Origin of the sequence: Variovorax paradoxus, assembly GCF_030815975.1 — a bacterium.
In the GTDB taxonomy this organism is placed as follows: domain Bacteria; phylum Pseudomonadota; class Gammaproteobacteria; order Burkholderiales; family Burkholderiaceae_C; genus Variovorax; species Variovorax paradoxus_N.
The window spans coordinates 3,923,455-3,943,997 of record NZ_JAUSXL010000002.1; the positions used below are offsets into that span (position 1 = coordinate 3,923,455).

Annotated in this window: 16 protein-coding genes; 3 read left to right on the forward strand and 13 right to left on the reverse strand. The window is 69.3% G+C overall.

Translation table 11 applies throughout. The annotated features are described in order from the left end of the window. Window positions 1–4 precede the first annotated feature (4 nt). The 4 genes from QFZ47_RS22140 to QFZ47_RS22155 form a co-directional block, all read right to left on the reverse strand. The gene (locus QFZ47_RS22140) at window positions 5–1,840 is read right to left on the reverse strand and encodes a bifunctional metallophosphatase/5'-nucleotidase (protein ID WP_307657673.1); all 1,836 of its coding nucleotides are present in this window, start codon (window positions 1,838–1,840) and stop codon (window positions 5–7) included. 89 nt (window positions 1,841–1,929) lie between these two features. Then, the gene (locus QFZ47_RS22145; protein WP_307657674.1) at window positions 1,930–2,385 is read right to left on the reverse strand and encodes a hypothetical protein; all 456 of its coding nucleotides are present in this window, start codon (window positions 2,383–2,385) and stop codon (window positions 1,930–1,932) included. 91 nt (window positions 2,386–2,476) lie between these two features. After that, window positions 2,477–3,544 (reverse strand): lipocalin-like domain-containing protein, encoded by a 1,068-nt coding sequence (locus tag QFZ47_RS22150; RefSeq protein ID WP_307657675.1) that lies wholly within the window; start codon window positions 3,542–3,544, stop codon window positions 2,477–2,479. Continuing rightward, window positions 3,544–4,620 (reverse strand): PLP-dependent cysteine synthase family protein, encoded by a 1,077-nt coding sequence (locus QFZ47_RS22155; RefSeq protein ID WP_307657676.1) that lies wholly within the window; start codon window positions 4,618–4,620, stop codon window positions 3,544–3,546. Before QFZ47_RS22155 ends, QFZ47_RS22150 begins: the two co-directional genes overlap by 1 nt. A 99-nt stretch (window positions 4,621–4,719) precedes the next feature. Here QFZ47_RS22155 and QFZ47_RS22160 point away from each other — a divergent pair, with 99 nt between their 5' ends. Beyond that, on the forward strand, window positions 4,720–7,260 hold the full coding sequence (locus QFZ47_RS22160) for a penicillin acylase family protein (RefSeq protein WP_307657677.1): 2,541 nt from the start codon (window positions 4,720–4,722) through the stop codon (window positions 7,258–7,260). Between the two features lie 615 nt (window positions 7,261–7,875). On the opposite strand, the gene QFZ47_RS22165 is transcribed toward QFZ47_RS22160, so the two are convergent. Next, the gene (locus QFZ47_RS22165; protein WP_307657678.1) at window positions 7,876–10,491 is read right to left on the reverse strand and encodes an FtsX-like permease family protein; all 2,616 of its coding nucleotides are present in this window, start codon (window positions 10,489–10,491) and stop codon (window positions 7,876–7,878) included. Between the two features lie 115 nt (window positions 10,492–10,606). On the opposite strand from QFZ47_RS22165, the gene QFZ47_RS22170 reads away from it, so the two are divergent. Beyond that, the gene (locus tag QFZ47_RS22170; RefSeq protein WP_307657679.1) at window positions 10,607–11,995 is read left to right on the forward strand and encodes a serine hydrolase domain-containing protein; all 1,389 of its coding nucleotides are present in this window, start codon (window positions 10,607–10,609) and stop codon (window positions 11,993–11,995) included. 22 nt (window positions 11,996–12,017) lie between these two features. Here the strand turns inward: QFZ47_RS22170 and QFZ47_RS22175 are convergent, their stop codons facing one another. From QFZ47_RS22175 to QFZ47_RS22195, 5 genes are all read right to left on the reverse strand, one after another. Next, window positions 12,018–13,253, reverse strand: a complete 1,236-nt coding sequence (locus QFZ47_RS22175) for an RNA polymerase sigma factor (RefSeq protein ID WP_307657680.1) — start codon at window positions 13,251–13,253, stop codon at window positions 12,018–12,020. Next, complete coding sequence (locus tag QFZ47_RS22180; RefSeq protein WP_307657681.1) at window positions 13,250–13,621, reverse strand: YciI family protein; 372 nt, start codon at window positions 13,619–13,621, stop codon at window positions 13,250–13,252. Before QFZ47_RS22180 ends, QFZ47_RS22175 begins: the two co-directional genes overlap by 4 nt. Window positions 13,622–13,769: 148 nt before the next feature. Continuing rightward, window positions 13,770–15,131, reverse strand: a complete 1,362-nt coding sequence (locus QFZ47_RS22185) for an NAD(P)H-dependent oxidoreductase (RefSeq protein WP_307657682.1) — start codon at window positions 15,129–15,131, stop codon at window positions 13,770–13,772. Window positions 15,132–15,135: 4 nt separating this feature from the next. Then, entirely contained in the window at window positions 15,136–16,041 is a 906-nt protein-coding gene (locus QFZ47_RS22190) for a phytanoyl-CoA dioxygenase family protein (protein ID WP_307657683.1), read from the reverse strand. Then, the gene (locus QFZ47_RS22195) at window positions 16,038–16,745 is read right to left on the reverse strand and encodes a GntR family transcriptional regulator (protein ID WP_307657684.1); all 708 of its coding nucleotides are present in this window, start codon (window positions 16,743–16,745) and stop codon (window positions 16,038–16,040) included. The genes QFZ47_RS22190 and QFZ47_RS22195 overlap by 4 nt, the downstream gene beginning before the upstream one ends. A gap of 115 nt (window positions 16,746–16,860) precedes the next feature. Here QFZ47_RS22195 and QFZ47_RS22200 point away from each other — a divergent pair, with 115 nt between their 5' ends. Further along, window positions 16,861–17,817 (forward strand): threo-3-hydroxy-L-aspartate ammonia-lyase, encoded by a 957-nt coding sequence (locus QFZ47_RS22200; RefSeq protein WP_307657685.1) that lies wholly within the window; start codon window positions 16,861–16,863, stop codon window positions 17,815–17,817. 1 nt (window position 17,818) lies between these two features. On the opposite strand, the gene QFZ47_RS22205 is transcribed toward QFZ47_RS22200, so the two are convergent. Genes QFZ47_RS22205 through QFZ47_RS22215 form a run of 3 tightly spaced genes read right to left on the reverse strand, consistent with a single transcriptional unit; the run spans window position 17,819 to window position 20,493 of the window. Continuing rightward, window positions 17,819–18,469 carry an ABC transporter ATP-binding protein gene (locus QFZ47_RS22205; protein WP_307657686.1) on the reverse strand — a complete coding sequence of 217 codons (651 nt, stop codon included), beginning with the start codon at window positions 18,467–18,469 and terminating at the stop codon, window positions 17,819–17,821. After that, window positions 18,466–19,452 (reverse strand): tRNA (adenosine(37)-N6)-dimethylallyltransferase MiaA, encoded by a 987-nt coding sequence (gene miaA, locus QFZ47_RS22210; protein ID WP_307657687.1) that lies wholly within the window; start codon window positions 19,450–19,452, stop codon window positions 18,466–18,468. Before miaA ends, QFZ47_RS22205 begins: the two co-directional genes overlap by 4 nt. Before the next feature lie 42 nt (window positions 19,453–19,494). Further along, window positions 19,495–20,493, reverse strand: a complete 999-nt coding sequence (locus QFZ47_RS22215) for an alpha/beta hydrolase (protein ID WP_307657688.1) — start codon at window positions 20,491–20,493, stop codon at window positions 19,495–19,497. Between the last annotated feature and the right edge of the window lie 50 nt (window positions 20,494–20,543).

Sequence of the window (20,543 nt, forward strand, 5' to 3'; positions counted from 1 at the left end):
CCGCTCAGGGCAGCGTGGTGATGCGGTTGGCCGCGGGCGGCGCGAGCGGGCTGTTCGCCTTGATGTAGGCCTCGAGGGCGTCCACGTCCTGGTCGCCGCCGAGCGTGTCCGTGCCCTGATTGAAGACCGTGAAGTTGTCGCCGCCGGTGGCCAGGAAGCTGTTCATCGTCACGCGGTAGCTCGCGCCGTCGGTCATCGCGGTTCCGTTGAGTGCCATGTTGCCGATGCGCGAGCCCGCGGGCGCCGAGAGGCTGTAGCTGTAGCTCAGGCTGCGCGAAGGCAGCAGCACCCTCGGCGAGGCGACTGTGTTGCTGCCGCTGTTGAACTGCTGTTCGAGCACGGCCTTGATCTGCGCGCCGGTCATCGTCTTCACCACCAGGCTGTTGCCGAAGGGCTGCACGCTGAAGATCTGGCCGTAGGTCACGCTGCCGTCGCCGGCCGGCACGAGGTCGGCGCGCACGCCGCCCGGATTCATGAAGGCGATCTGCGCGCCGCCCTTGTTGCTGGCGCTGGTCGCGGCGAGCTGCGCATCGGCGATCAGATTGCCCAGCACGTTTTCGCGGGAAGCTGTCTGCGTGCGCGTGGCCGGGCCGGAGAGCGTGCCCACCACCCGCTGCACCAGCGGCGCCGCGACGGACAGGTATTGGCTGACGAGCGCGGCCACTTCCTGGTTCTTGCCGAACACGGGGTACTGGTCGGTCAGCGCGACCGTGCTGGCGCCGCTGGTGTAGGCCTCGCCCTGGACGATCACGTTGCCGGCCGACTTGGCCGTGACCTTGCGGGTGCGCGTGTCGATCGTCAGGTTGATGTCGGTCAGCAGGGTGCCGTACTGGCCGGCGCTGGTCAGCAGGAAGGGCTTGGCCGGGTTGGTCTTGCCATAGTCGCAGATGTAGGAGCGGTGCGTGTGGCCTGAGATCACCACGTCGACGGAGGCGTCGAGCTTGTCGAGGATCGGCAGGATGTCGCCGCTCAGGCCGCCGCAGCTCTTGTCGTTGTAGCCCACGGTGGTGGTGCCGCCTTCATGCACCACCACCACGATGGCGTCGGCGCCCTGGGCCTTGAGCTGCGGGATCAGCGCGTTGGCCGTGTCGGCCTCGTCCTTGAAGCTCAGGCCCGCGACGCCCGCTGGCGTCACGATGCTGGGCGTGCCCTTGAGCGTCATGCCGATGAACGCCACCTTCACTGTGGCGCCGTCCTTGGTGAAGCTCTTCATGCCCGTGGCGGGAAACAGCGTGGTGCCGTCGGTCTTCACCGTGTTGGCCGCCAGGAATCCGAAGTTCGCGCCCGGAAAGGCCTTGTTCACGCGGCAGGGCTCCAGCGGCGTGTTCTTGGCGCAGCCGCCGTTCTTCATGCGCAGCAGTTCGGTCTGGCCCTTGTCGAACTCGTGGTTGCCGACCGCGTTGAAGTCGATCTTCATCGCGTTCACGGCCTCGATGGTGGGCTCGTCGAGGAACAGCGCCGAGACCAGCGGCGACGCGCCGATCATGTCGCCGGCCGAGACCACGGCGTTGTTCTCGTTCTTCGCTTTGAGCGACGCAATTGCCGAAGCGAGATACGCGGCGCCGCCGGCGGGCACCGGCACCGTGCCGCCTTCCCTGGCCGGCGCGGTGATGGAGAGCCGGGGCGGCTCGAGGTTGCCGTGCAGGTCGTTGAAGGCGATGAGCTTCACGTCCATGCTGCCGGGCGCGGCGGGGGCCGGAGCCGGGGATGGCGCCGGCGCCGGTGCAGGCGGCGGGAGGAACGGAACGAACCCGTTCGAATTGCTGCTGCTTCCGCCGCAGGCAGACAAGGTGGCCAGGACCACCCCCGCCATGGCGAGATGTTTCAACGATGCGTGCATGAGCGAGCCTCTCCTCTTTGATGGAATGCAGCGCATGCTGGACATGGCAGATGACGTCGCCATGACCGCCTCCCGCGCAGGGAGGGTGATCAGGGCAGCGGAACCAGTCGGATGGCCACGCCGGGGCCGAAGGCGTGCTGCAGCAGTCCGGCGGCCTGGATGTTCCGCGCATCGCCGGGCGACTGCACGGCCAGCCATCCCTCGGTGGCCCGCCGCTGCAGGTGCCAGCCCTCCTGCCCGATGCGGATCAGGCTGGCGAGCGCCGCGGCGTCAGCGATGGGCAGCGCCGTGGGCACGATGTCGAGCCAGTCGACCACCTGGTCGGCTTCGCCGCCGAGCCGCGCGGTCGCGCCGTCCACCAGCGCTTGCTGCGTGGCCGCATCCCTTACCGCGCCCTGCAGGATGATGCCGTTGCCGTGCCAGCGGATTTCAAGCGCTGCGTTCATTGCCGCTGGCGCGGGCCGCGCGGCGGCGAACACCCACGCGGCGCCCGCAGCGGCCAGCAGCACCATCAGCAGCGCGATGATCCGGAGTCTTCTGTTCATTCAAGCCTTGGCGCACGTTCATCGTGCAATGTCGGAAGCCGAGTTCAGGGGCCCGGCATGACGGCGTGATGACAGACAGGGCTGCACGGCCTCAGAGCCGCAGCGGTGCGGCGTAGCCGGTCATCTCGAGGTAGCCGCGGCCGACACGGCGGCCTTGCGCATCGAGCAGATCGCTCACGCCTTCCCAGTACACCCCGCCCGTGCCGCGGCTGTCGAGCTCCTGGTCGTCGAGCAGGGCGCGCACCTCGAAGCTGCCCGATGGGGTCTGCACGCGCCACCGGGTCGGGTACTTGGCCTGCGTGCGCGGGCTGGTCCAGGTATTCGCACCGTCGAAGCGCACCTCGTCGTTGCCGAACACGCGCAGCGTGCCGTCGCGCGTGCGAAACGATCCGCCGGCCCACAGCGCGCTGCCGTCGCGGCGCCGCAGGCGAAAAGCGGTGAGGGCGCCGCCGTCGTCCAGGTTCATGCCGATCCAGTCCCAGCCCACGGCCTCGGGATGCATCAGCGCTTCGCTCCATTCGTGGTCGAGCCAGGCAGTGCCATCGACGCCGAAGGCCTGGCCCTTGAGCGTGAGCCTGCCTTGCGTGCGCAGCTGGGGCTCGCTGTAGTAGTAGCTCGCCTGTGCTTCCTCCGGTCCCTTGCGCGAGAGCCCGGCCTTGCCTTGCAGCAGCACCGGCTGCGTGGGCGTGAAGCGCAGGTCGAGCGTGAACTCGCCGGCTTGCACGCGCGCCGAATAACTGCCGTCCTTGCGCACCAGCGACCAGTCGCGCAGGCGCACGTCGGTGTCGGCTTCGCTGGCCGATGCGACGCCGAAGCCCGCGCGCGCAATGCGCTGGTCGTGCAGCAGCACGCGGCCTTCGAGGTCGGTGATGGCTGCATGCGCGAATACGAGGTTCTTTGCCGCGAAGGCCGAGCGCAGCCCCTGTGCCGCATCGATGCGCGAGCGGAAGAAGGTCACCTGGAAGCCGAACTCGCGTCCCGCCGTGGTCTTCGCGTGGCCCGTGATGTACCACCACTCGGTTTGCAGATCGGGGTGGCTGCCGAAGTCGCGCGGGAACTGCAGTGTGCGCGCGGGCAGCGCCCAGCCGGCGGACGCGGCGGCCAGCGCCGCGAGCAGCAGGCTGCGGCGCGAGAGCTTGTGAAAGAAGGCAGGCGGCATCACCCCGCAACCAGTGCGTCGATGCGCTGCTGCGCCGGCCCGATGTCGCCGAACGCGTTCTGCACCCAGGCCGCATCGTGATAGCTCGGCAGGTAGCGCTCGCCCGCGTCGCACAGCAGCGAAAGGATGGAGCCCTGCCGGCCGGCCGCGCGCATCTCGCCGGCAATGGCCAGCATGCCGACGAAGTTGGTGCCGGTCGACGGGCCCACCTTGCGGCCGAGCAGCGCCGAGAGCGCATGCATGGCCGCCACCGAATCGAGGTTGGGCACCTCGATCATCCGGTCGACCAGCGTGCGGATGAAGCTCGGCTCCACGCGCGGGCGGCCGATGCCTTCGATGCGCGAGCCCGCCGCCGTCAGCGTGGCGTCGCCGGTGCGGTGATAGGCCGAGAACACCGAGCCTTCGGGATCGGGCACGCACACCTGCGTGTCGTGGCAGCGAAAGCGCACATAGCGCCCGATGGTGGCGCTGGTGCCGCCGGTGCCCGCGCCCACCACGATCCACGCCGGCACCGGATGCCGCTCGCGCGCCATCTGCTGGAACATGCTTTCGGCAATGTTGTTGTTGCCGCGCCAGTCGGTGGCGCGCTCGGCGTAGGTGAACTGGTCCATGTAGTGGCCGCCGGTCTGCTCGGCGAGGGCGTGCGCTTCCTCGTAGACCTGCGCCGCATGGTCGACGAAGTGGCAGCGCGCGCCGTAGAAGGCGATCTGCGCCACCTTCTCGGGCGAGGTGCTGCGCGGCATCACGGCGATGAAGGGCAGCCCCAGCAGCCGCGCGAAATAGGCTTCGCTGACCGCCGTTGAGCCGCTGGAGGCCTCGACGATGGTGGTGCCTTCGCGCACCCAGCCGTTGCACAGCGCATAGAGAAAGAGCGAACGCGCGAGCCGGTGCTTGAGGCTGCCGGTGGGGTGGGTCGATTCATCCTTCAGGTACAGGTCGATGCCGGCCGCGGCGAGCGCGGGCAGCGGCAGCGGGATCAGGTGCGTGTCGGCGCTGCGCTGGTAGTCGGCCTCGATGCGGCGGATCGCGCCGCCGAGCCAGCCGCTGCAGGAGGAAGTGGAGGGTGTTTGCTGCATGTAGGAAGAAGTCTACAAGTCATCCCTCGCAGCACCCAGCGAGCGTGCAAATCGGGATACTGTGCGCTGCCAAATTCCACCCGGCAGGAGACAAGACGCATGAGAACAAGACAGCTGCGCCCCACGTCGCGGCGCTCGTTAGGTCAAAGGCATTCCATTGGCGCCACAGCGCTCGCGGCCCTCGCGCTCGCGGGCTGCGCATCGGGGCCTCCGGTTGTGCAGACGCCACCGCGCGCGCCCTCGTCCTTCGCGGTGCCCGGCCTGGAGAAGCCGGCGGAGGTGCTGGTCGACCGCTGGGGCGTGCCGCATCTCTATGCCGGCACGCTCTACGACGCCTTCGTTGCGCAGGGCTTCATTGCCGCGCGCGACCGGCTCTGGCAGATGGATCTCTGGCGCAAGCGCGGCCTGGGCGAAATGGCGCAGGACTTCGGCCCTGCCTGGGTCGAGAGCGACCGCGCCGCGCGCGCCGTGCTCTACCGCGGCGACATGTACCGCGAATGGCTGGCCTACGGCTCCGATGCCAAGCGCGTGGCCGAGGCCTTCACGGCCGGCGTCAACGCCTATGTGGCGCAGGTGCGTGCGCAGCCGGCGCTGCTGCCGAAGGAATTCGCGCTGCTGGGCTACCAGCCATCGACCTGGTCGGCCGAGGATGTGGTGCGCATTCGCCATCACGGCCTCACGCTCAATTTCACGTCCGAGGTCGACCGCGCGCGCGCCTTCTGTGCCGGCGGTCAGGGCATCAAGGCCGACTGGCTGCGCCGCGAGCTCGATCCGCCGGTCACGCCCAAGGTGCCCGTGGGGCTCGACCCCTGCTCCCTGCCGGCGGCCGAGTTGCGCGCGGCCTACCTGCGCGCCACGGAGCCGCCGCGCTTCACCAAGGAGAACACGCGGCTGGCCGGCGCGGCGATCCCGTCCGCGATCCTGCAGCCCGGCAGCGCCGAGGCTATGGCAAGAGCCGCAGAAGAAGACGAGCAGCAGCAGGCACTGCAGGGCGACCCGACGGCCGCCTATGGCAGCAACAACTGGGTTATCGCGCCGAGGCTCACCTCCACCGGACGCCCGATCCTCGCCAACGATCCGCATCGCGCCCATGGCGCTCCCAGCCTGCGCTACATGGCGCATCTCAGCGCGCCCGGCATGGACGCCATCGGCGCCGGCGAGCCCTTCCTGCCGGGCCTTTCGATCGGCCACAACGGCACCATCGCCTTCGGCCTCACGCGCTTCTACATGGACCAGGAAGACCTGTACGTCTACCAGCTGAATCCGAGGAACCCCAACGAATACCGCTACCAGGGCCGATGGGAACCGATGACGCGCGTCACCGAGCGCATCGCCGTGCGCGGCGAGAGCGCGCCGCGCGAGGTGGTGAACACCTTCACCCGGCACGGCCCGGTGCTGCTGTCCGAACCTGGCAAGCGGCGTGCCTTCGCGCTGCGCGCTGCATGGCTCGAACCCGGCATGGCGCCGTACTTCGGTTCGATGGACTACATGCGCGCACAGAACTGGGACCAGTTCCGCGCCGCCATGAACCGCTGGGGCGCACCCGGCGAGAACCAGGTCTATGCCGACCGCCATGGCAACGTCGGCTGGATACCGGGCGGCCTCACGCCGATCCGCCCCAACTGGGATGGCCTCATGCCGGTGCCGGGCGACGGCCGCTACGAGTGGTCGGGCTTTCGCAACGGCGACGAACTGCCCTCGGAGTTCAACCCCGCGCGCGGCTATGTCGTGACCGCGAACGAGAACAACATTCCACCCGATCATCCGGCCGCGAAGAAAGGCATCGGCTACGAGTGGAGCGACGGTGCGCGTGCGCGCCGCCTCAAGGAACTGTTCGAGAAAAAGGCCGCCTCGGGCTCGCGCTTCACGCTCGAGGATTCGGAGCGCATGCAGAACGACATCGTTGCCACGCCCGCCCAGCGCCTGCTCAAGCTCCTGGCGGGCCTGCGCAGCGACGATGCGCGCACGGCCGCCGGCCTGCGGCTGCTGCAAGGCTGGGACGGCACCATGGACCGCGACAGCGCCGCCGCTGCGCTGTACGAAGTGTGGAGCGCCAAGACGCTGCGCGCGGCGGTGCTCAAGGCCGGTGCGGGTGAGGCGGCGGCCTCGCTGGCTGCGCCGGGCGACAACACGCGCATGGTGCTGCTGCTGGAGAACCCCTTCGGCTGGGTCAGCGATGCGCAGCGCGATGCGCTGCTTCTGGAAACCCTGCCGCCCGCGATGCAGGAGCTCACGGCCAAGCTCGGGCCCGACATGTCTGCGTGGAAGTGGGGCGCGCTGCACCGCGCGGAGTTCCGCCATCCACTCGGCGGCGTGGTCGATGCGGCCACGCGCAAGAAGCTGGAAGTCGGCGACTGGCCGATGTCGGGTTCGGCCTTCACGCCCATGGCGGCCAGCTATCGCACCAACGACTACAGGCTCACGTCGGGGGCTTCGTTCCGGATGGTGCTGGACGTGGGAAATTGGAATGCCTCGCGGGCGATCAATACGCCGGGGCAGTCGGGGGATCCGGACAGTCCGCACTATCGGGACCTGGCGCCGCTCTGGCTCGAGGGGAAGTATGTGCCGCTGGTTTATAGCCGGGCTGCGGTGGAGAAGGAGACTGTGGAGAGGATTCGGTTGGTGCCTGTTGGGCCTTAGGTTTTTTGTTTTCCGGGGCCGGGACTCGCCCCGGCGGGCGACCTACTTTTCTTTGCTTCGCCAAAGAAACGTAGGCAAAAGAAAGGCGACCCCACTGTCTGCGACCCTCCGCTTCGCTGCGGGCAACCTGCGGTGCTCACGTTTCGCGGGGTCTCGCCCAAACTCGCTTCGCTCAAACAAGGGCGAGCCCTGATCCGCGAAACCTTCCGCTCCTCGGCGCAGCCAGAGGGGCTTGGATACCGAACGGGCCTTTGCTTCGCTCGGCCACCAAGCCACCGCAGGCGCGCAGCGCCGCGGTGGTTGGGATTGGCTGTTGGTATTGGCTGTTGGTATTGGCTGTTGGTCTTGGGGCCGAGCGAAGCGAAGGCCGCCCGCTCCCACCCCTTCTGTATGCGCCGAGGAGCGCAGCGTTTCGCGGATCAGGGCCGCAGCTGTTTGAGCGGAGCGAGTTCTGCGGACCCCGCGAAACGCGAGCACCGCAGGTTGCCCCGTAGCGCAGCGAAGGGGTCGCAGACAGTAGGGGTCGCCTTTCTTTGCTTACTTTCTTTGGCGAAGCAAAGAAAGTGAGTCGCCCGCCGGGGCGAGACCCGGCCCCGGAACTCAAAGCCCAAAACCCTACCAATCCTCCTTCACAGCAAGCACAACATCCCTCCCCGCAGCAGCCCGCCCCGCCAGCCACGCAGTCACCGTCCCTGCCGCAACCACCGCTGCGCAGAGCCCCAGCAGCCGCCCCCAGGGCACCAGCAGATCCATCGTCCAGTGAAAGCTCTGCGGATTGACGACCTTCACCAGCACCACCGAAACCGCCAAGCCGAGCAGGAGCCCCGCCACGGCGCCGATCGCGGTCCATGCCGCGCCTTCGCCCGCCACCACCGCCAGCACCTGCCGCCGCGTGAAGCCCAGGTGCGCGAGCAGTCCGAATTCCTTGCGCCGGGCAAGCACCTGCGCGCTGAAGCTCGCCGCAATGCCGAACAGGCCGATGGCAATGGCCACGGCCTGCAGCCAGTAGGTCACGGCAAAGCTGCGGTCGAAGATGCGCAGCGAGGTGGCGCGGATCTGTCCGACCGACGAGATCTCGACGTTCGTCGAATCGGATCCGCCGCTCGCGCCGCCGCCGCCGCGCCGTGCCGCCAGTTCGCGCACCGCGGCCTGCACCGGGCCCTCGGACGCACCGGGCGCGAGCCACAGCGACACATCGCTCACGCTGCGTTCCCCCGTCAGGCGCTCGAAGTCACGCGCATCCATCGTGATGGCGCCGAACTGCCGCGCATAGTCGCGCCACACGCCCGCGACGAAGAATGCAGCCGGAGCAGACCCCGCGGTGGCCAGTGCCGGCGAAAGCGGCGCAAAGAGCGAACCCGGCTTCGCGCCATACAGCTCGACCATCGGTTCGCTCACGTAGATGCCGACCTGGCCAGCAGGCACCGGCAGCGCAGGCCCCACCAGCGGCAGCGCCTGTGACGCGCCGCCTTCGAGGCTTCGCGCGATCAGCGTGACTGCAGGCTGCGCGGGGTCGAGCTGCAGCGATCGGGTTCGCAGCGTGCCGATGCGCTCCACGCCAGGCAGCCGTGCCAGCGCCTGCACGAAAGCCGGCGCAAAGGTGGCCGTGTCGCTGCTGCTCTGTGTGCCCGAATTGCCGGAGCGGCCGCTCGACGTGGCGCGAACATAGAGATCGGCCGGCAGCACCACGTCGAGCCAATGCGTGACCGAATCGCGAAAGCTCGCCACCATCACGGTGAGCGCCACCGCGAGGCTCAGGCTCGCGACCACGCCGCTGACCGCCACGGCCGCGGTGCCGCGCATGCGCCGTGCGCGCTCGATGGCCAGCATCGGCAGCACGCGCTGCGCGAACACAGGCGCGACGCGGTCGTACAGCAGCGCAATCAGCCAGGGCAATGCGGTGATGCCGCCCACCAGCAGGCAGCCCACCGAGAGATACGCCGCAACCGGAATGCCGCCGACAGCCGGCATGTTGGCCAACGCCGCGCTTGCGGCGATGAGGCCGAGCGCGAGCCAGTGGCTGTGGCTCTGCACGGGCGCGGCGCCCAGGCCCTTGAGGGTCTGTGCCTCGGGCAGCGCCTGCGCCGCGCGTGCGGGCCACCAGCCGCCCACCAGCGCCGCAAGCACGCCGAGCCCGCCATACAGCAGCGCCGAGCCGCTGCTCCAGTGCAGCGTCGGTGCCACGCCCTCGAAATACCCGCCGCCCAGGTCGCCGCCGAGCACGCGCAATGCGAAGGCCGCGAGCGCCGTGCCCAGCGCGAGGCCGGCGCCGCTTCCGATCAGGCCCAGCACCAGCGATTCGATCAGCACCAGGCGCAATCGCTCGCGCGGCGTCAGGCCCAGCACGCCGAGCAGCGCGAACTGCTGCGCGCGCTTGGCAACGCTGAGCGCCAGCACCGAGAACACCAGGAAAGCGCCGGTGAAAAGCGCCACCAGCGCCAGCACCGTCAGGTTGACCCGATAGGCGCGCGAGAGATTGCTCACGCGCTCGGCCGCATCGCCCGGTTCGGCGAACTGCAGGCCGGCTGGCCAGCCCGGCGACCGTTGCAGCGATGCGATGAAGGTCGCCCGGTCGGTGCCGGGAGCGAGCCTCAGGTCGACGCGGCTGAGCTGGCCGAGCTTGTCGAACAGGTCTTGCGCAGCCGCGATGTCCAGCACCGCCAGTGCCGCGCCGCCGGCGGCGACGTGGCCCGCCACCTCGAGCCGCTGCCAAGAGCTGCCGCTGCGCAGTTGCACCGTCTCGATGCGGCCGTCCGCCGATTCGGCTGCGAGCCCGAGCGCGCTGCGCGCCGCGGCGTTGAGAAACACATGGCCCGGCGCCAGCATCGCGAAGCGCGCGGCGTTGCTGCCGGGCTGCGGCATCAGCGCCGGCGCGATCGTGGGCAGCGCCAACGCATCGACGCCGATCACGCGCATCGGCACCTGGCGCTCGCCGGCCAGCGCGAGCCCCTGGAACTCGAGCACCGGGCTCGCGAGCGCCACCTGCGGATGCTGCGCCAGTTGCGCGAACACCGCTTCGTCGAAGCTGCCCTGCACGGCGCGCACTTCGAGATCGGGCTGGCCGTTGACCGAGCGCACGGCGCTCGAAAACTCGTCGAGGGCCGAGGCATTGATCAGCTGCACCGAGAACGCAAGCGCCACGCCCAGCATCACGGCCAGCACGGCCGCGGCGTTGCGCCAAGGGTGGTGGCGCAGTTCCTGCCATGAGAAGGTGGTGAGCAAGGCGCGCATGCCGTCATTGTGGCCGGCGCGCGCACAGTTCCGCGGCCGTGGCACCATGGCGCCTCTTCGATGCCTGGGGAATTCGACGATGCGGCTTTCTTGCTCCGCCTTGGCCTGCCGATGGATGGCGGCATGGCTTCCTGCGTTGCTGCCGGCGGCCGCCGCGTTGGCACAGCCGCTGCCTGTCACCCTGGCCAGCGATCCTGCCGCCATCGCGAAGATGGCGCTCGGTGCCGAAAGGGGAACGCTTGTCGTCGGCGTGCTGCGCGGCGGCAAGGCCGCCTATGGCGCGGCGCACAACCCCGAGCCATCTGCGGCGCCGCGCGCCATCGCGCCGAACAGCGCCGAGCAGCCGATGTTCGAGATCGGCTCCGTGACGAAGGTGTTCACGGGCCTGCTGCTGGCGCAATCGGTGGAGCGAGGCGAGGTGGGGCTCGACGACACCGTGGGCCAGCTGCTGGCCGGCAAGTTGGCGTCGCCGCTCCCGCCCGCAGTGGGCTCCGTGACACTGCGCCAATTGGTGACGCACACCGGCTGCCTGCCCGTGATGGCCGACGGCGTGACTGGCGGGCCCGCGCTGGCCGCGCAGTTCCGTGCCTTCGACAAGGCGGCGTTCTGGGATGCGCTGCTGCGCATCAGGCTCACGGCGCAGGCACCGCCCTGCGAAGCGGCGTACAGCAATTTCGGGATGGCGCTGCTGGGACAGATCCTGGCCGAGCGACTTGGCAGCACCTGGGGCGAACTGGTGCGCGCGCGCATCACCGAGCCGCTGGGCATGAACGACACGGTCATCCAGCTCGGCGACAAGGCCTCGCGCATGGCCCCGGCCTTTGCCGGCGACCGGCGCCAGCGGCTGCTCGACACGGCGTCCTATGCACCGGCCAGCGCGCTGCGTTCCACGGCCGCCGACATGCTCACGCTGAGCCGCGCGATCCTCGCCGGCGCCAGCGGTCCGCTGGGCCCTGCGGCCGTGCGCATGCTCACGCCGCTCGCGCGCTACGAGGGCGCCGAAATCGGCTATGCGGTGATGGTGCGCGGCTCCGAAGGCGGCCGGCGCACCTACTATCACGCAGGCGTGACCGAGGGCTACCGCACGCTGTGGCTGCTGGCGCCCGACACCGGAGAAGCGCTGATCGTGCTCGGCAGCAATACGCGCGCGCCGCTGCAGTCCGTGATGCTGGCCATCGGCAAGAGCCGCTACCCGGTGCCGACCGTGGAGGTGCCCATGGATCCGCGGCGCCTGGCGGATTATGAAGGCGAGTTCCGCATCAACAAGGCCAGGACGCTGGGCTTCGCCGTGCGCGGCGGCCGCCTGCTGGTGCGCGAGGCGGGCCGGGGCTACAACGCGCTCACGCCCATCGGCAGCGACCGTTTCGCGGTCACGGCGATCGGCGCCGAGGTCACTTTCCGGCGCGGCGAAGGCAATGCGGTGGTCGGCGTAACGCTGGCGCAGGGCGGCAGCCGGCTGGATGCGCGCAGGGTGAGCGAGGCCGTGGCGCTTCCGCAGGATTGACGGTCCCCGGGGCGCTGAAGCGTCAAAGCCGTTCCGACATCCCGTTGAGGTAGGCGCGCACGGCCGCGTTGCTGCTGAGGCCGATCGCGCGGTCATAGGCCTGGCGCGCCGCGGCGCGCGCGCCGCCGGCTGCGAGCAGGTAGGCGCGGGCGGCCCAGAACGGCTGGTAGCTCGCCACCTCGGCAGCCGGAATGGCCTCCAGCGCGCGCAGGCCGATCTCCGGGCCGCGCGCATTGGCCAGCGCGCAGGCCAGGCTGACCTGGGCACCGATGCTGGACCGCAGCGCCAGCAGTCCTTCGTAGAGCGACACCAGCACTTCGGGCGGCACGGGCGCACCGACACGACGCTCGCAATGGGCCGACTGGATCGCCGCCTCCAGCTGGTAGGGGCCGAGCGATTTCATCTGCGAGGCCCGGCGCAGGCAGCGTTCGGCCTCCGCGAGCAGGTCGGGGTTCCAGCGCAGCGGGTCCTGCTGGTCGAGCGGCACGTAGGCGCCGGTTTCGCTGCGGCGCGCCGCGGCGCGGCTTTCGCAGAAGAGCATCAGCGCGAGCAGGCCCAGCGGCTCGGGCTCATCGGGCATCAGGCTGCACAGGATGCGGCCGAGGTCGATGGCCTCGGCGGTGAGGCCGCGCGGCAGGGCGTCGGCGCCGTCGACGTCGTCCCAGCCGGTGCCGTAGGCGGCGTAGATGCCGCCCTGCACATCCTGCAGCCGCTGTGCAAGCTCGCGCGCCTGCGGGTACTCGAAGGGAATGCCCGCGGCGCGGATGCGTGCCTTGGCCCGCACCAGCCGCTGGCCGAGAGTGGAAGGCGCGGTGAGAAAGGCGCCGGCCATGCGGGCGGCGTCGAGCCCGAGCACGGTCTGCAGCATCAGCGGCGCGCGGGCCGCCGCGTCGATGGCGGGGTGCGCGCAGACGAACATCAGGCGCAGCCGCTCGTCGGGCACGGCCGCGCCTTCGGTGCCGGCCGCGTCGTCCACCTCGCCGGCCAGCAGCAGCAGGGTCTGTGTCGCGTCATCCTGCACGCGGCTGTGGCGCCAGGCGTCGAGCTTGCGGTGCCGCGCCACGCTCAGCAGCCAGGCGTCGGGCTGCGCGGGAATGCCGTCGGCCGGCCAGCGCTCGAGCGCACGCGCGAAGGCCTCGGCGAGCGCATCTTCCGATGCGGCGATGTCGTGCGTGCGTGCGCACAGAATGGCCAGCAGGCGGCCGTACGACTCGCGCGCCGCACGTTCGGCGGCCTGGTGAGCCGCCGGGTCGTTCACGGTGTCGCCGCAGCGATGGCTGTGGCCGTGAAGACCGGCCGCACCTCGACGCCCCCGCTGGCCGCGCAAGGCGCGCGAGCCGCCCATTCGAGCGCGGCATCGAGGTCGGGCACGTCGACCACAAAATAGCCGCCGAGCTGCTCCTTGGTGTCGGCGAAGGGGCCGTCCTGCACCTGGCGCTTGTCGCCGCGCACGCGCAGCGTGGTGCCGGTCATGGGCGGAAAAAGGCCGTGGCCCCCGAGCGAAATGCCCGACTGGCGCACCGCATCGGCATACGCCATCCAGTTGGCCCGGTAGGCCTGCGAGGAAGCGTCGTCCCTTTGTTCGAATTCGGCCGCGGGCTGATAGAACATCAACATGTACTGCATGGTGTTTCTCCATTGTGGAAAAGCTGCTGAGCAGGATCGCTCACCACAATGACGGCCCGCCGGCGGTCATTTCGACACGGCGTCCGTGTCGAGCAGATGATTTTTTACGCTATTGCCGTTTGGCGCAATGGCTGGGCTACCTACGGCTTCAGGCCGCCTTGGCCTGGACGGCGGGCGCGAACATGGCCTCCATTTCGCTTCGCAGCCGGTAGGCGGGGGTCGAAGTGTCCATGGCCACGTCGGCCCAGCAGAGGCTCTGGCCTTTTTTCACGGGGCGCACCAGCCTGACGTTGTGCGCCAGTCCGAGCGGCAGGCCACCCAGGCGCAGCGAGCGCTCGGCCGGCAGCAGCTTGCCCCAGACGGTGTAGCCGCCTTCGCCGTCGAGCATTTCGCCAGCGGCCAGGTCGCGCTTGGCCGTGGCCACCACGTCGGCGTTCCAGCAGGTGGCCACGCCGGTCGCTTCGCCGCGCAAGGCGACACTGGCCACCGACATGCCGACTTCCAGGCCGATCAGGTGCCAGCGCTTGTAGAGCGTGAAGTAGCGTCCGCTCGGGTCGGTGTGGGCGTTGTATTCCTCGAAGCAGTTCTTGATGTAGTCGGTCTCGGCCTCGACCGTGACCCACACGCCCATGCGGATGTCGTAAGGGATCTTCCGGCCATTCGCCTCGAGCGAGGAAATGACCTCGACCATGCCCTTGCGCTCGAGCACGCCGCCTTCGCTTTGCGGCCGCGTGACAAAGGGGATGTCCTCCACGCTCGCGGGCGGGTAGAGCAATCCGTCCGAAGGCACGGTGAGGCCGGTGGCGTTGGCCACCGCCGAGCTTTCGATGGATGGCTTGGAGCCGTCGAGAAAACTGTTGAACATCTTCGGGTTGAGGCCGCCGCGCAGCGCCTGTTCGGGCGTGAGGCCGTAGTTGCCCCAGACGGTTTCGGGCGTCGATTCGGTGAAGTGCGGCAGCCACTTGTGGCCGCGTCCGGCCGCGACCACCGGAAAGCCGCAGGTGCGCGCCCAGTCGACCAGGTCGCAGATCAGCGCGGGCTGGTCGCCGAAGGCCAGCGAATAGATCACGCCGGCCTGCTGCGCCTTGCGCGCGAGCAGCGGGCCGCAGAAGGCATCGGCCTCGACGGTCACGTTGACCACGTGCTTGCCGTGCGCGAAGGCATCCAGGCAATGCTCGACGGCCGCCACCGGGTTGCCGGTGCACTCGACCACGATGTCGATCGAGGGCTCGCGCGTCACGGCCTGCCAGTCGTCAGTGATCCAGGTGGCGCCACTCTGAAGGGCCTGCTGCACCGAGCCCGCCGCGGCGCGCTCCGGGTTCCAGCCGACGCGCTCGAGATTGACGCGCGCCGCCGCGGGCGACAGGTCGGCAATCGCCACCAGCTGCACGCCGGGCGTGCGCGGGATCTGCGCGAGGTACATCGAGCCGAACTTGCCGGCGCCGATCAGGCCGATGCGGATGGGGCGGCCTTCGGCGGCGCGCTGCTGCAGGCGGGTGTGGAGGCTCATGGCGTCAGGCCTCCGCGGTGTCGAGGACTTCGAGCGAAGTCTTGAGCGCGCCTTCAGGCAGGCCGTTCTTCCACGGCACCTCGACCGGGTAGGGCTTCAGCAGGCAGTCGTCGGGCAGCATCTCGATGGGCGTGAAGTTTCTGTGTGCGATGTACTCGGGCCGCTTGTGGCGGCGGATGTGGTTGCTGACGGCACACAGGCTCAGGTACACCGCCACGCGGTTGAAGGGCGAGAGGTTGCTGCCCGAGGCGTGCACGAGGCAGCTGTGGAACAGGATCATCGAACCGGCGGGGCCCTTGGGCGAGACGATGCCTCCCCCGACGTGGCGGCCCGCCGCGTCGTAATGTCCTTTGCCGCCGGCGCGGTCGACCAGCTGCGCGATCAATTCGTTATCGACCGTCCAGAGCGGATAGCTGGTGGTCGTGAGGTCGTGCTTCGCATCCACCACGCCCTTGCGGTGGCTGCCCGGAATGAACATCAGCGGGCCGTTGTGCTCGGTCACTTCATCGAGAAAGATCGCGACGTTCATCGCGCGTTCGGTGGGCATCAGGTCGTCGTTGAGCCAGGTGCCGTAGTCCTGGTGCCACTGCCACACCTCGCCTTCGAAAGCCATCTTGCCGTTGATCTTGAACTGGTGCATGTAGACCTCTTCGTCGAAGAGATCCATCACCGGACCGACCATGCGCGGATGGCGCGCGAGCCGCGCGAAGGGCTCGCTGATCAGGTGCGCTGCAAAGTTGGTGCGCACCGCATCCGAGCCTTTCTCGCGCACGTTGAAGGCTTCGCGCCTGCTGTACAGGTCTGGCACCGCGTCGGTCAGCGCCCTGGTTTCTTCGGGCGAGAAATGGCCGGGAAAGAACAGGTAGCCGTCGCGCTCGAATTGCGCGCGCTGCTCGGGGGTCAACTTCATGCCTTGTCTCCTTTGCGGGTGGGGGTGGATGCGGATGCGGTGCGCGCGAGCTGCTGCGCGAGCCGCCGGCTCAGTGCCTCGCTGGCCCGGGCGACGTGTTCCTCGCTCAGCTGCGCGGCGCGCTGCGCATGGCCGGCGGCAATGGCGGCGGCGATGGCTTCGTGCTCGTCCCAGAGCGTCTCGCGCTGCGGCTCGGCCTGCAGCACCGCGCCCATCGCGCGGCGCAGGTGGCGCCAGTGCTGGTCGGCGCTCTGGCCGATCAGCGGATTGCCCGAGGCTTCATAGATGGCGTGGTGAAAGGCCATGTCGGCATCGATCATGGCTTCGACATTGCGCCCGCGCGCCGCACGGCGGCCGCGCTCCATCAGCCTGGGGTCGATGCGAAAGCGCTGCTGTGCGGCGAGCCGCGCGGCCAGCACGTCGAGCGCGCCGCGCACCTGGTAGACCTTGCGCATCCACTCGGCGTCGAGCGGCGCCACCAGCACGCCGCGGCCGGGCGCGTCATGCACGAAGCCGTCTTTCTTGAGCAGGCGCAGCGCCTGCAGCACGGGCTGGCGCGACACCGACAGGCGCTGCGCGATGTCTTCCTGCGTGATCCGCTCGCCGGGCGCCAGCGCGCCGCTGCTGATGGCGCCGAGCAGGGAGCGATAGACCTGGTCGACGAGGTCGGGCGCGACTTCGATGCTGACGAGCTGGGCGGGCATAGGCGTCTTTTCCTTGAACTCTGTATACAGAATACGAAAATAGGGGCCGCCGCGTATCCCGGGTTTTTACCCATGGGGGCTGCAAAAGAACGTAACCCGCCGCTAAGCTCGACCCATGCAACTCCCTACCTACGACGACGTCATCGCCGCGGCCGCGCGGCTCGAAGGCCATGCCCACCGCACGCCGGTGCTGCAATCGACCACCGCCAATGAACGCTGGGGCGCCCGGTTCTTCTTCAAGTGCGAGAACTTCCAGCGCATGGGCGCATTCAAGTTCCGCGGTGCGTTCAACGCGCTGTCGAAGTTCGACGCCGCGCAGCGCAAGGGCGGCGTGATCGCGTTCTCTTCGGGCAACCATGCGCAGGCCATCGCGCTGTCGGCACGGCTCTTGTCGATGCCGGCCGTGATCGTCATGCCCAAGGACGCGCCGGCCGCCAAGGTCGCGGCAACGCGGGGCTACGGCGCCGAAGTGGTGATGTACGACCGCTTCACCGAAGACCGCGAGGCGCTCACGAAGCGGCTCGCGCAGGAACGCGGCATGACGATGATCCCGCCCTACGACCATCCCGACGTGCTCGCGGGACAGGGCACGGCCGTGAAGGAACTGATCGAGGAAACCGGCCCGCTCGACCAGCTGTTCGTGTGCCTGGGCGGCGGCGGGCTGCTGTCGGGTTCGGCGCTGTCGGCACGCGCGCTGGCGCCCGGCTGCAAGGTCTACGGCGTGGAGCCCGAGGCGGGCAACGACGGCCAGCAATCATTGCGCACCGGGAAGATCGTGCACATCGAAACGCCCAAGACCATTGCCGACGGTGCGCAGACGCAGCACCTGGGCGAATACACCTTCGGCATCATCCGCCGCGACGTGGACGACATCTTCACCGTGACGGACGCGCAGCTCGTGGAGGCGATGCGCTTCTTTGCCGAGCGCATGAAGATCGTGGTCGAGCCGACCGGCTGCCTCGCCTTCGCTGGCGCGGTCGCTGCCGGCAAGCGCATTGCAGGCCAGCGCATCGGCATCGTGGTCAGCGGCGGCAACGTGGATCTCTCGCGCTACGCGGCGCTGCTTGCGTAGCTCAGGCGCGTATTCCCTCGGCCGTGAGGTGCAGCAGGCGGTCCGCACGGGCTGCCGCACTCTCGGAATGCGTCACCAGCACCAGCGAGGCGCCGTGCTCGCGCGTCTGGCCGATCAGCAGTTCCATCACCTTCGAAGCGGTGCCCGGGTCCAGGTTGCCGGTGGGCTCGTCGGCCAGCAGCAGGGCGGGCCGGTGCACCAGCGCGCGCGCAATCGCCACGCGCTGCAGCTGGCCGCCCGAGAGCGTCTGCGGCAGCCGCGCGCCCATGCCGGGCAGGCCCACCGCGTCGAGCATGTGGGCGACGCGGCTTTCGTCGCGTTTGCCGCCCAGCAGCATCAGCGGCAGCGAGACGTTCTGCGCCACGTCCAGGTGCGGCAGCACGTGAAAGGCCTGGAACACGAAGCCCACGTGCCGCCGGCGCCAGAGCGCGCAGGCTTCGCCGTCGAGCGCGCCGATGTCGGTGCCGTCGTGCGTGACGGTGCCCGCATCCCAGCTGTCGAGTCCGGCCATGCAGTTGAGCAGCGTCGACTTGCCGACGCCCGACTCGCCGACGATGGCGACGAACTCGCCGGACTCGACGCCGAGCGTCACGTTCTCGAACACGGGCACGTCGCCGTAGTGCTTGGCGAGACCGGAAATGCGCAGCGTCATGCGATGGTGCCTGCAATGCGTTGAACCGCCGTCTCCACGGCGCCGGGCGCATCGCAGGCGATGACGGTGCGCGCCGGCATGCTGCGCAGCCACGTGATCTGCCGCTTGGCAAGCTGGCGCGTGGCCGCGATGCCGCGTTCGCGCAGGTCGTCCATGGCCTTGGCATCGGGCTTGAAGCCGCCGCATGCATCGAGCATTTCCCACGCCTGCCGGTAGCCCACGCAGCGCATCGAAGGCAGGTCGGTCGACAGATCGCCGCGCGCGCGCAGCGCCCTGACCTCGTCGAGGAAGCCGGCGGCCAGCATGGCGTCGAAGCGCTCGGCAATGCGCGAATGCAGCCAGGCGCGGTCGGTGGGTTCGAGCGAGAACAGCGCGCCGCCGGCCAAACCGTTGACTGCCTTGTTTTCGGCGGCATGAAAGCTCGACAAGGGCTGGCCGCTGCTTTCCCACACTTCGAGCGCGCGCTGGATGCGCTGGCTGTCCTGCGGTGCAAGGCGCGCGGCCGTCACGGGATCGACCTTGGCGAGTCGCGCATGCATGGCGGGCCAGCCCAGCGTTGCGGCTTCGGCGTCGAGGCGTGCGCGCACGGCGGCATCCGCGGCGGGCATGGCGTCGATGCCGTCGAACAAGGCCTTGAAATACATCATGGTGCCGCCCACCAGCAGCGGCAATGCCCCGCGTGCGCGGATCTCGCCGACGAGCCGCGTCGCGTCGGACACGAAGGCGGCGGCGCTGTAGCTTTCGCGCGGGTCGAGGATGTCGATCAGGTGATGCGGCACGGCGGTCTGTTCGGCCTGGCTGGGCTTGGCGGTGCCGATATCCATGCCGCGATAGACCAGCGCGGAATCGACGCTGACGATCTCGACCGGGCGCACCCGCGCCAGCGCGAGCGCCACCGCTGTCTTGCCGGAGGCGGTCGGCCCCGCGAGCGCGATGTATGTCGGGTTTTCAGGAAGGCCGGAGGCGGCAGCGGAGGGCGGCATAAGCGCCCGAGGGTAACAACAAAAACGAAGCCCGGCCTTGCGTCAGATCGCCTGCGCGCTGGCACTGGCCTTGCCGCGCGCTTCCTGCGGCAGGGCGGGCGCATCCGCATGCGGGGCCGTCGGCGAGACAGGCAGCGATTGCGCGCCTCGCAGCACAGGCGTGCCTTCTCCTTGCCGCGACGCCAGCGTGGTCTCGGGCTTCATGCGGAACAGCTGCGAAAGCGCCGAGCGGTACTGCGCCTCGCCAATCGAATTGGTGTTGTGGTGCGATCCACCCTCCACCAGCACAAAGAGCTTGGGCACCGTGGCCGCGTTGTAGAGCTTGCGGCCCAGTGTGGGGTTGATCAGGCTGTCGGCGGTGCCGTGCACCACCAGCAGCGGCGCGCCGATGTCCTTGACCCGGTTGATTGCCTCGAAGCGCTGCGTGATGAGCGGGCCGAACGGCAGCCAGCCCCACTTGAAGCCGCTCACCACGTCGGCAATGGAGGTGAAGGTGCTTTCGACGATGGTGCCGCTCTCGTCGTTGACGTTCGCGGCCAGGTCGATGCCGATGGCGCCGCCGAGCGAATGGCCGAAGATGTAGCGATGCTGCCGTGGGTGGCGGGCGGCAAGCCAGGTCCAGGCGGCGCGGGCGTCCTCGCGGGCCGATTCTTCCGACGGCAGGCCCTTGGAGCTCTTGCCGAAACCCCGGTAGTCGATCGCCAGCACCGAGAAGCCGAGCTCGTGCATGCGCTGGATGCGCGGCGCGGAGCCGGCCACGTTGTAGCGGGCGCCGTGCAGGTACAGCATGACCGGCCGGTCGGTGGTCTCGGGTTCGCCGCCGAGCCAGAGGCCGTGAAGGCGCGCGGATTCGCCGGTGATGGACGACTGGAAGTCGATCCAGACGTCCTGCATGCCCTCGGTCATGGTGGCGGTGTTGCCCCAGCTGCGGTCGCTGGGCTGAAAGATCCACTCGCGTTGCTGTTCGTCGAATGTGGAGCAGCCGGCGGCCAGAAGGGCGCACAGCGAAAGAACGGAGGCAAGGAGTGACCAGCGTTTCATGAGCTTAGAGGGACAGCGAAGCCGGCGGAAAGTTCATGCTTTCGGCTGAA

Excerpts from the sequence above, each read along its gene's own strand:
- QFZ47_RS22145 (WP_307657674.1), bottom strand. The coding sequence starts at position 2,385 with ATGAACAGAAGACTCCGGATCATCGCGCTGCTGATGGTGCTGCTGGCC.
- QFZ47_RS22170 (WP_307657679.1), top strand. The coding sequence starts at position 10,607 with ATGGCGGCATGGCTTCCTGCGTTGCTGCCGGCGGCCGCCGCGTTGGCA.
- QFZ47_RS22165 (WP_307657678.1), bottom strand. The coding sequence starts at position 10,491 with ATGCGCGCCTTGCTCACCACCTTCTCATGGCAGGAACTGCGCCACCAC.
- QFZ47_RS22185 (WP_307657682.1), bottom strand. The coding sequence starts at position 15,131 with ATGAGCCTCCACACCCGCCTGCAGCAGCGCGCCGCCGAAGGCCGCCCC.
- QFZ47_RS22155 (WP_307657676.1), bottom strand. The coding sequence starts at position 4,620 with ATGCAGCAAACACCCTCCACTTCCTCCTGCAGCGGCTGGCTCGGCGGC.
- QFZ47_RS22180 (WP_307657681.1), bottom strand. The coding sequence starts at position 13,621 with ATGCAGTACATGTTGATGTTCTATCAGCCCGCGGCCGAATTCGAACAA.
- QFZ47_RS22200 (WP_307657685.1), top strand. The coding sequence starts at position 16,861 with ATGCAACTCCCTACCTACGACGACGTCATCGCCGCGGCCGCGCGGCTC.
- QFZ47_RS22140 (WP_307657673.1), bottom strand. The coding sequence starts at position 1,840 with ATGCACGCATCGTTGAAACATCTCGCCATGGCGGGGGTGGTCCTGGCC.
- QFZ47_RS22195 (WP_307657684.1), bottom strand. The coding sequence starts at position 16,745 with ATGCCCGCCCAGCTCGTCAGCATCGAAGTCGCGCCCGACCTCGTCGAC.
- QFZ47_RS22150 (WP_307657675.1), bottom strand. The coding sequence starts at position 3,544 with ATGCCGCCTGCCTTCTTTCACAAGCTCTCGCGCCGCAGCCTGCTGCTC.
- QFZ47_RS22190 (WP_307657683.1), bottom strand. The coding sequence starts at position 16,041 with ATGAAGTTGACCCCCGAGCAGCGCGCGCAATTCGAGCGCGACGGCTAC.
- QFZ47_RS22205 (WP_307657686.1), bottom strand. The coding sequence starts at position 18,469 with ATGACGCTGCGCATTTCCGGTCTCGCCAAGCACTACGGCGACGTGCCC.
- QFZ47_RS22160 (WP_307657677.1), top strand. The coding sequence starts at position 4,720 with ATGAGAACAAGACAGCTGCGCCCCACGTCGCGGCGCTCGTTAGGTCAA.
- QFZ47_RS22215 (WP_307657688.1), bottom strand. The coding sequence starts at position 20,493 with ATGAAACGCTGGTCACTCCTTGCCTCCGTTCTTTCGCTGTGCGCCCTT.
- miaA (WP_307657687.1), bottom strand. The coding sequence starts at position 19,452 with ATGCCGCCCTCCGCTGCCGCCTCCGGCCTTCCTGAAAACCCGACATAC.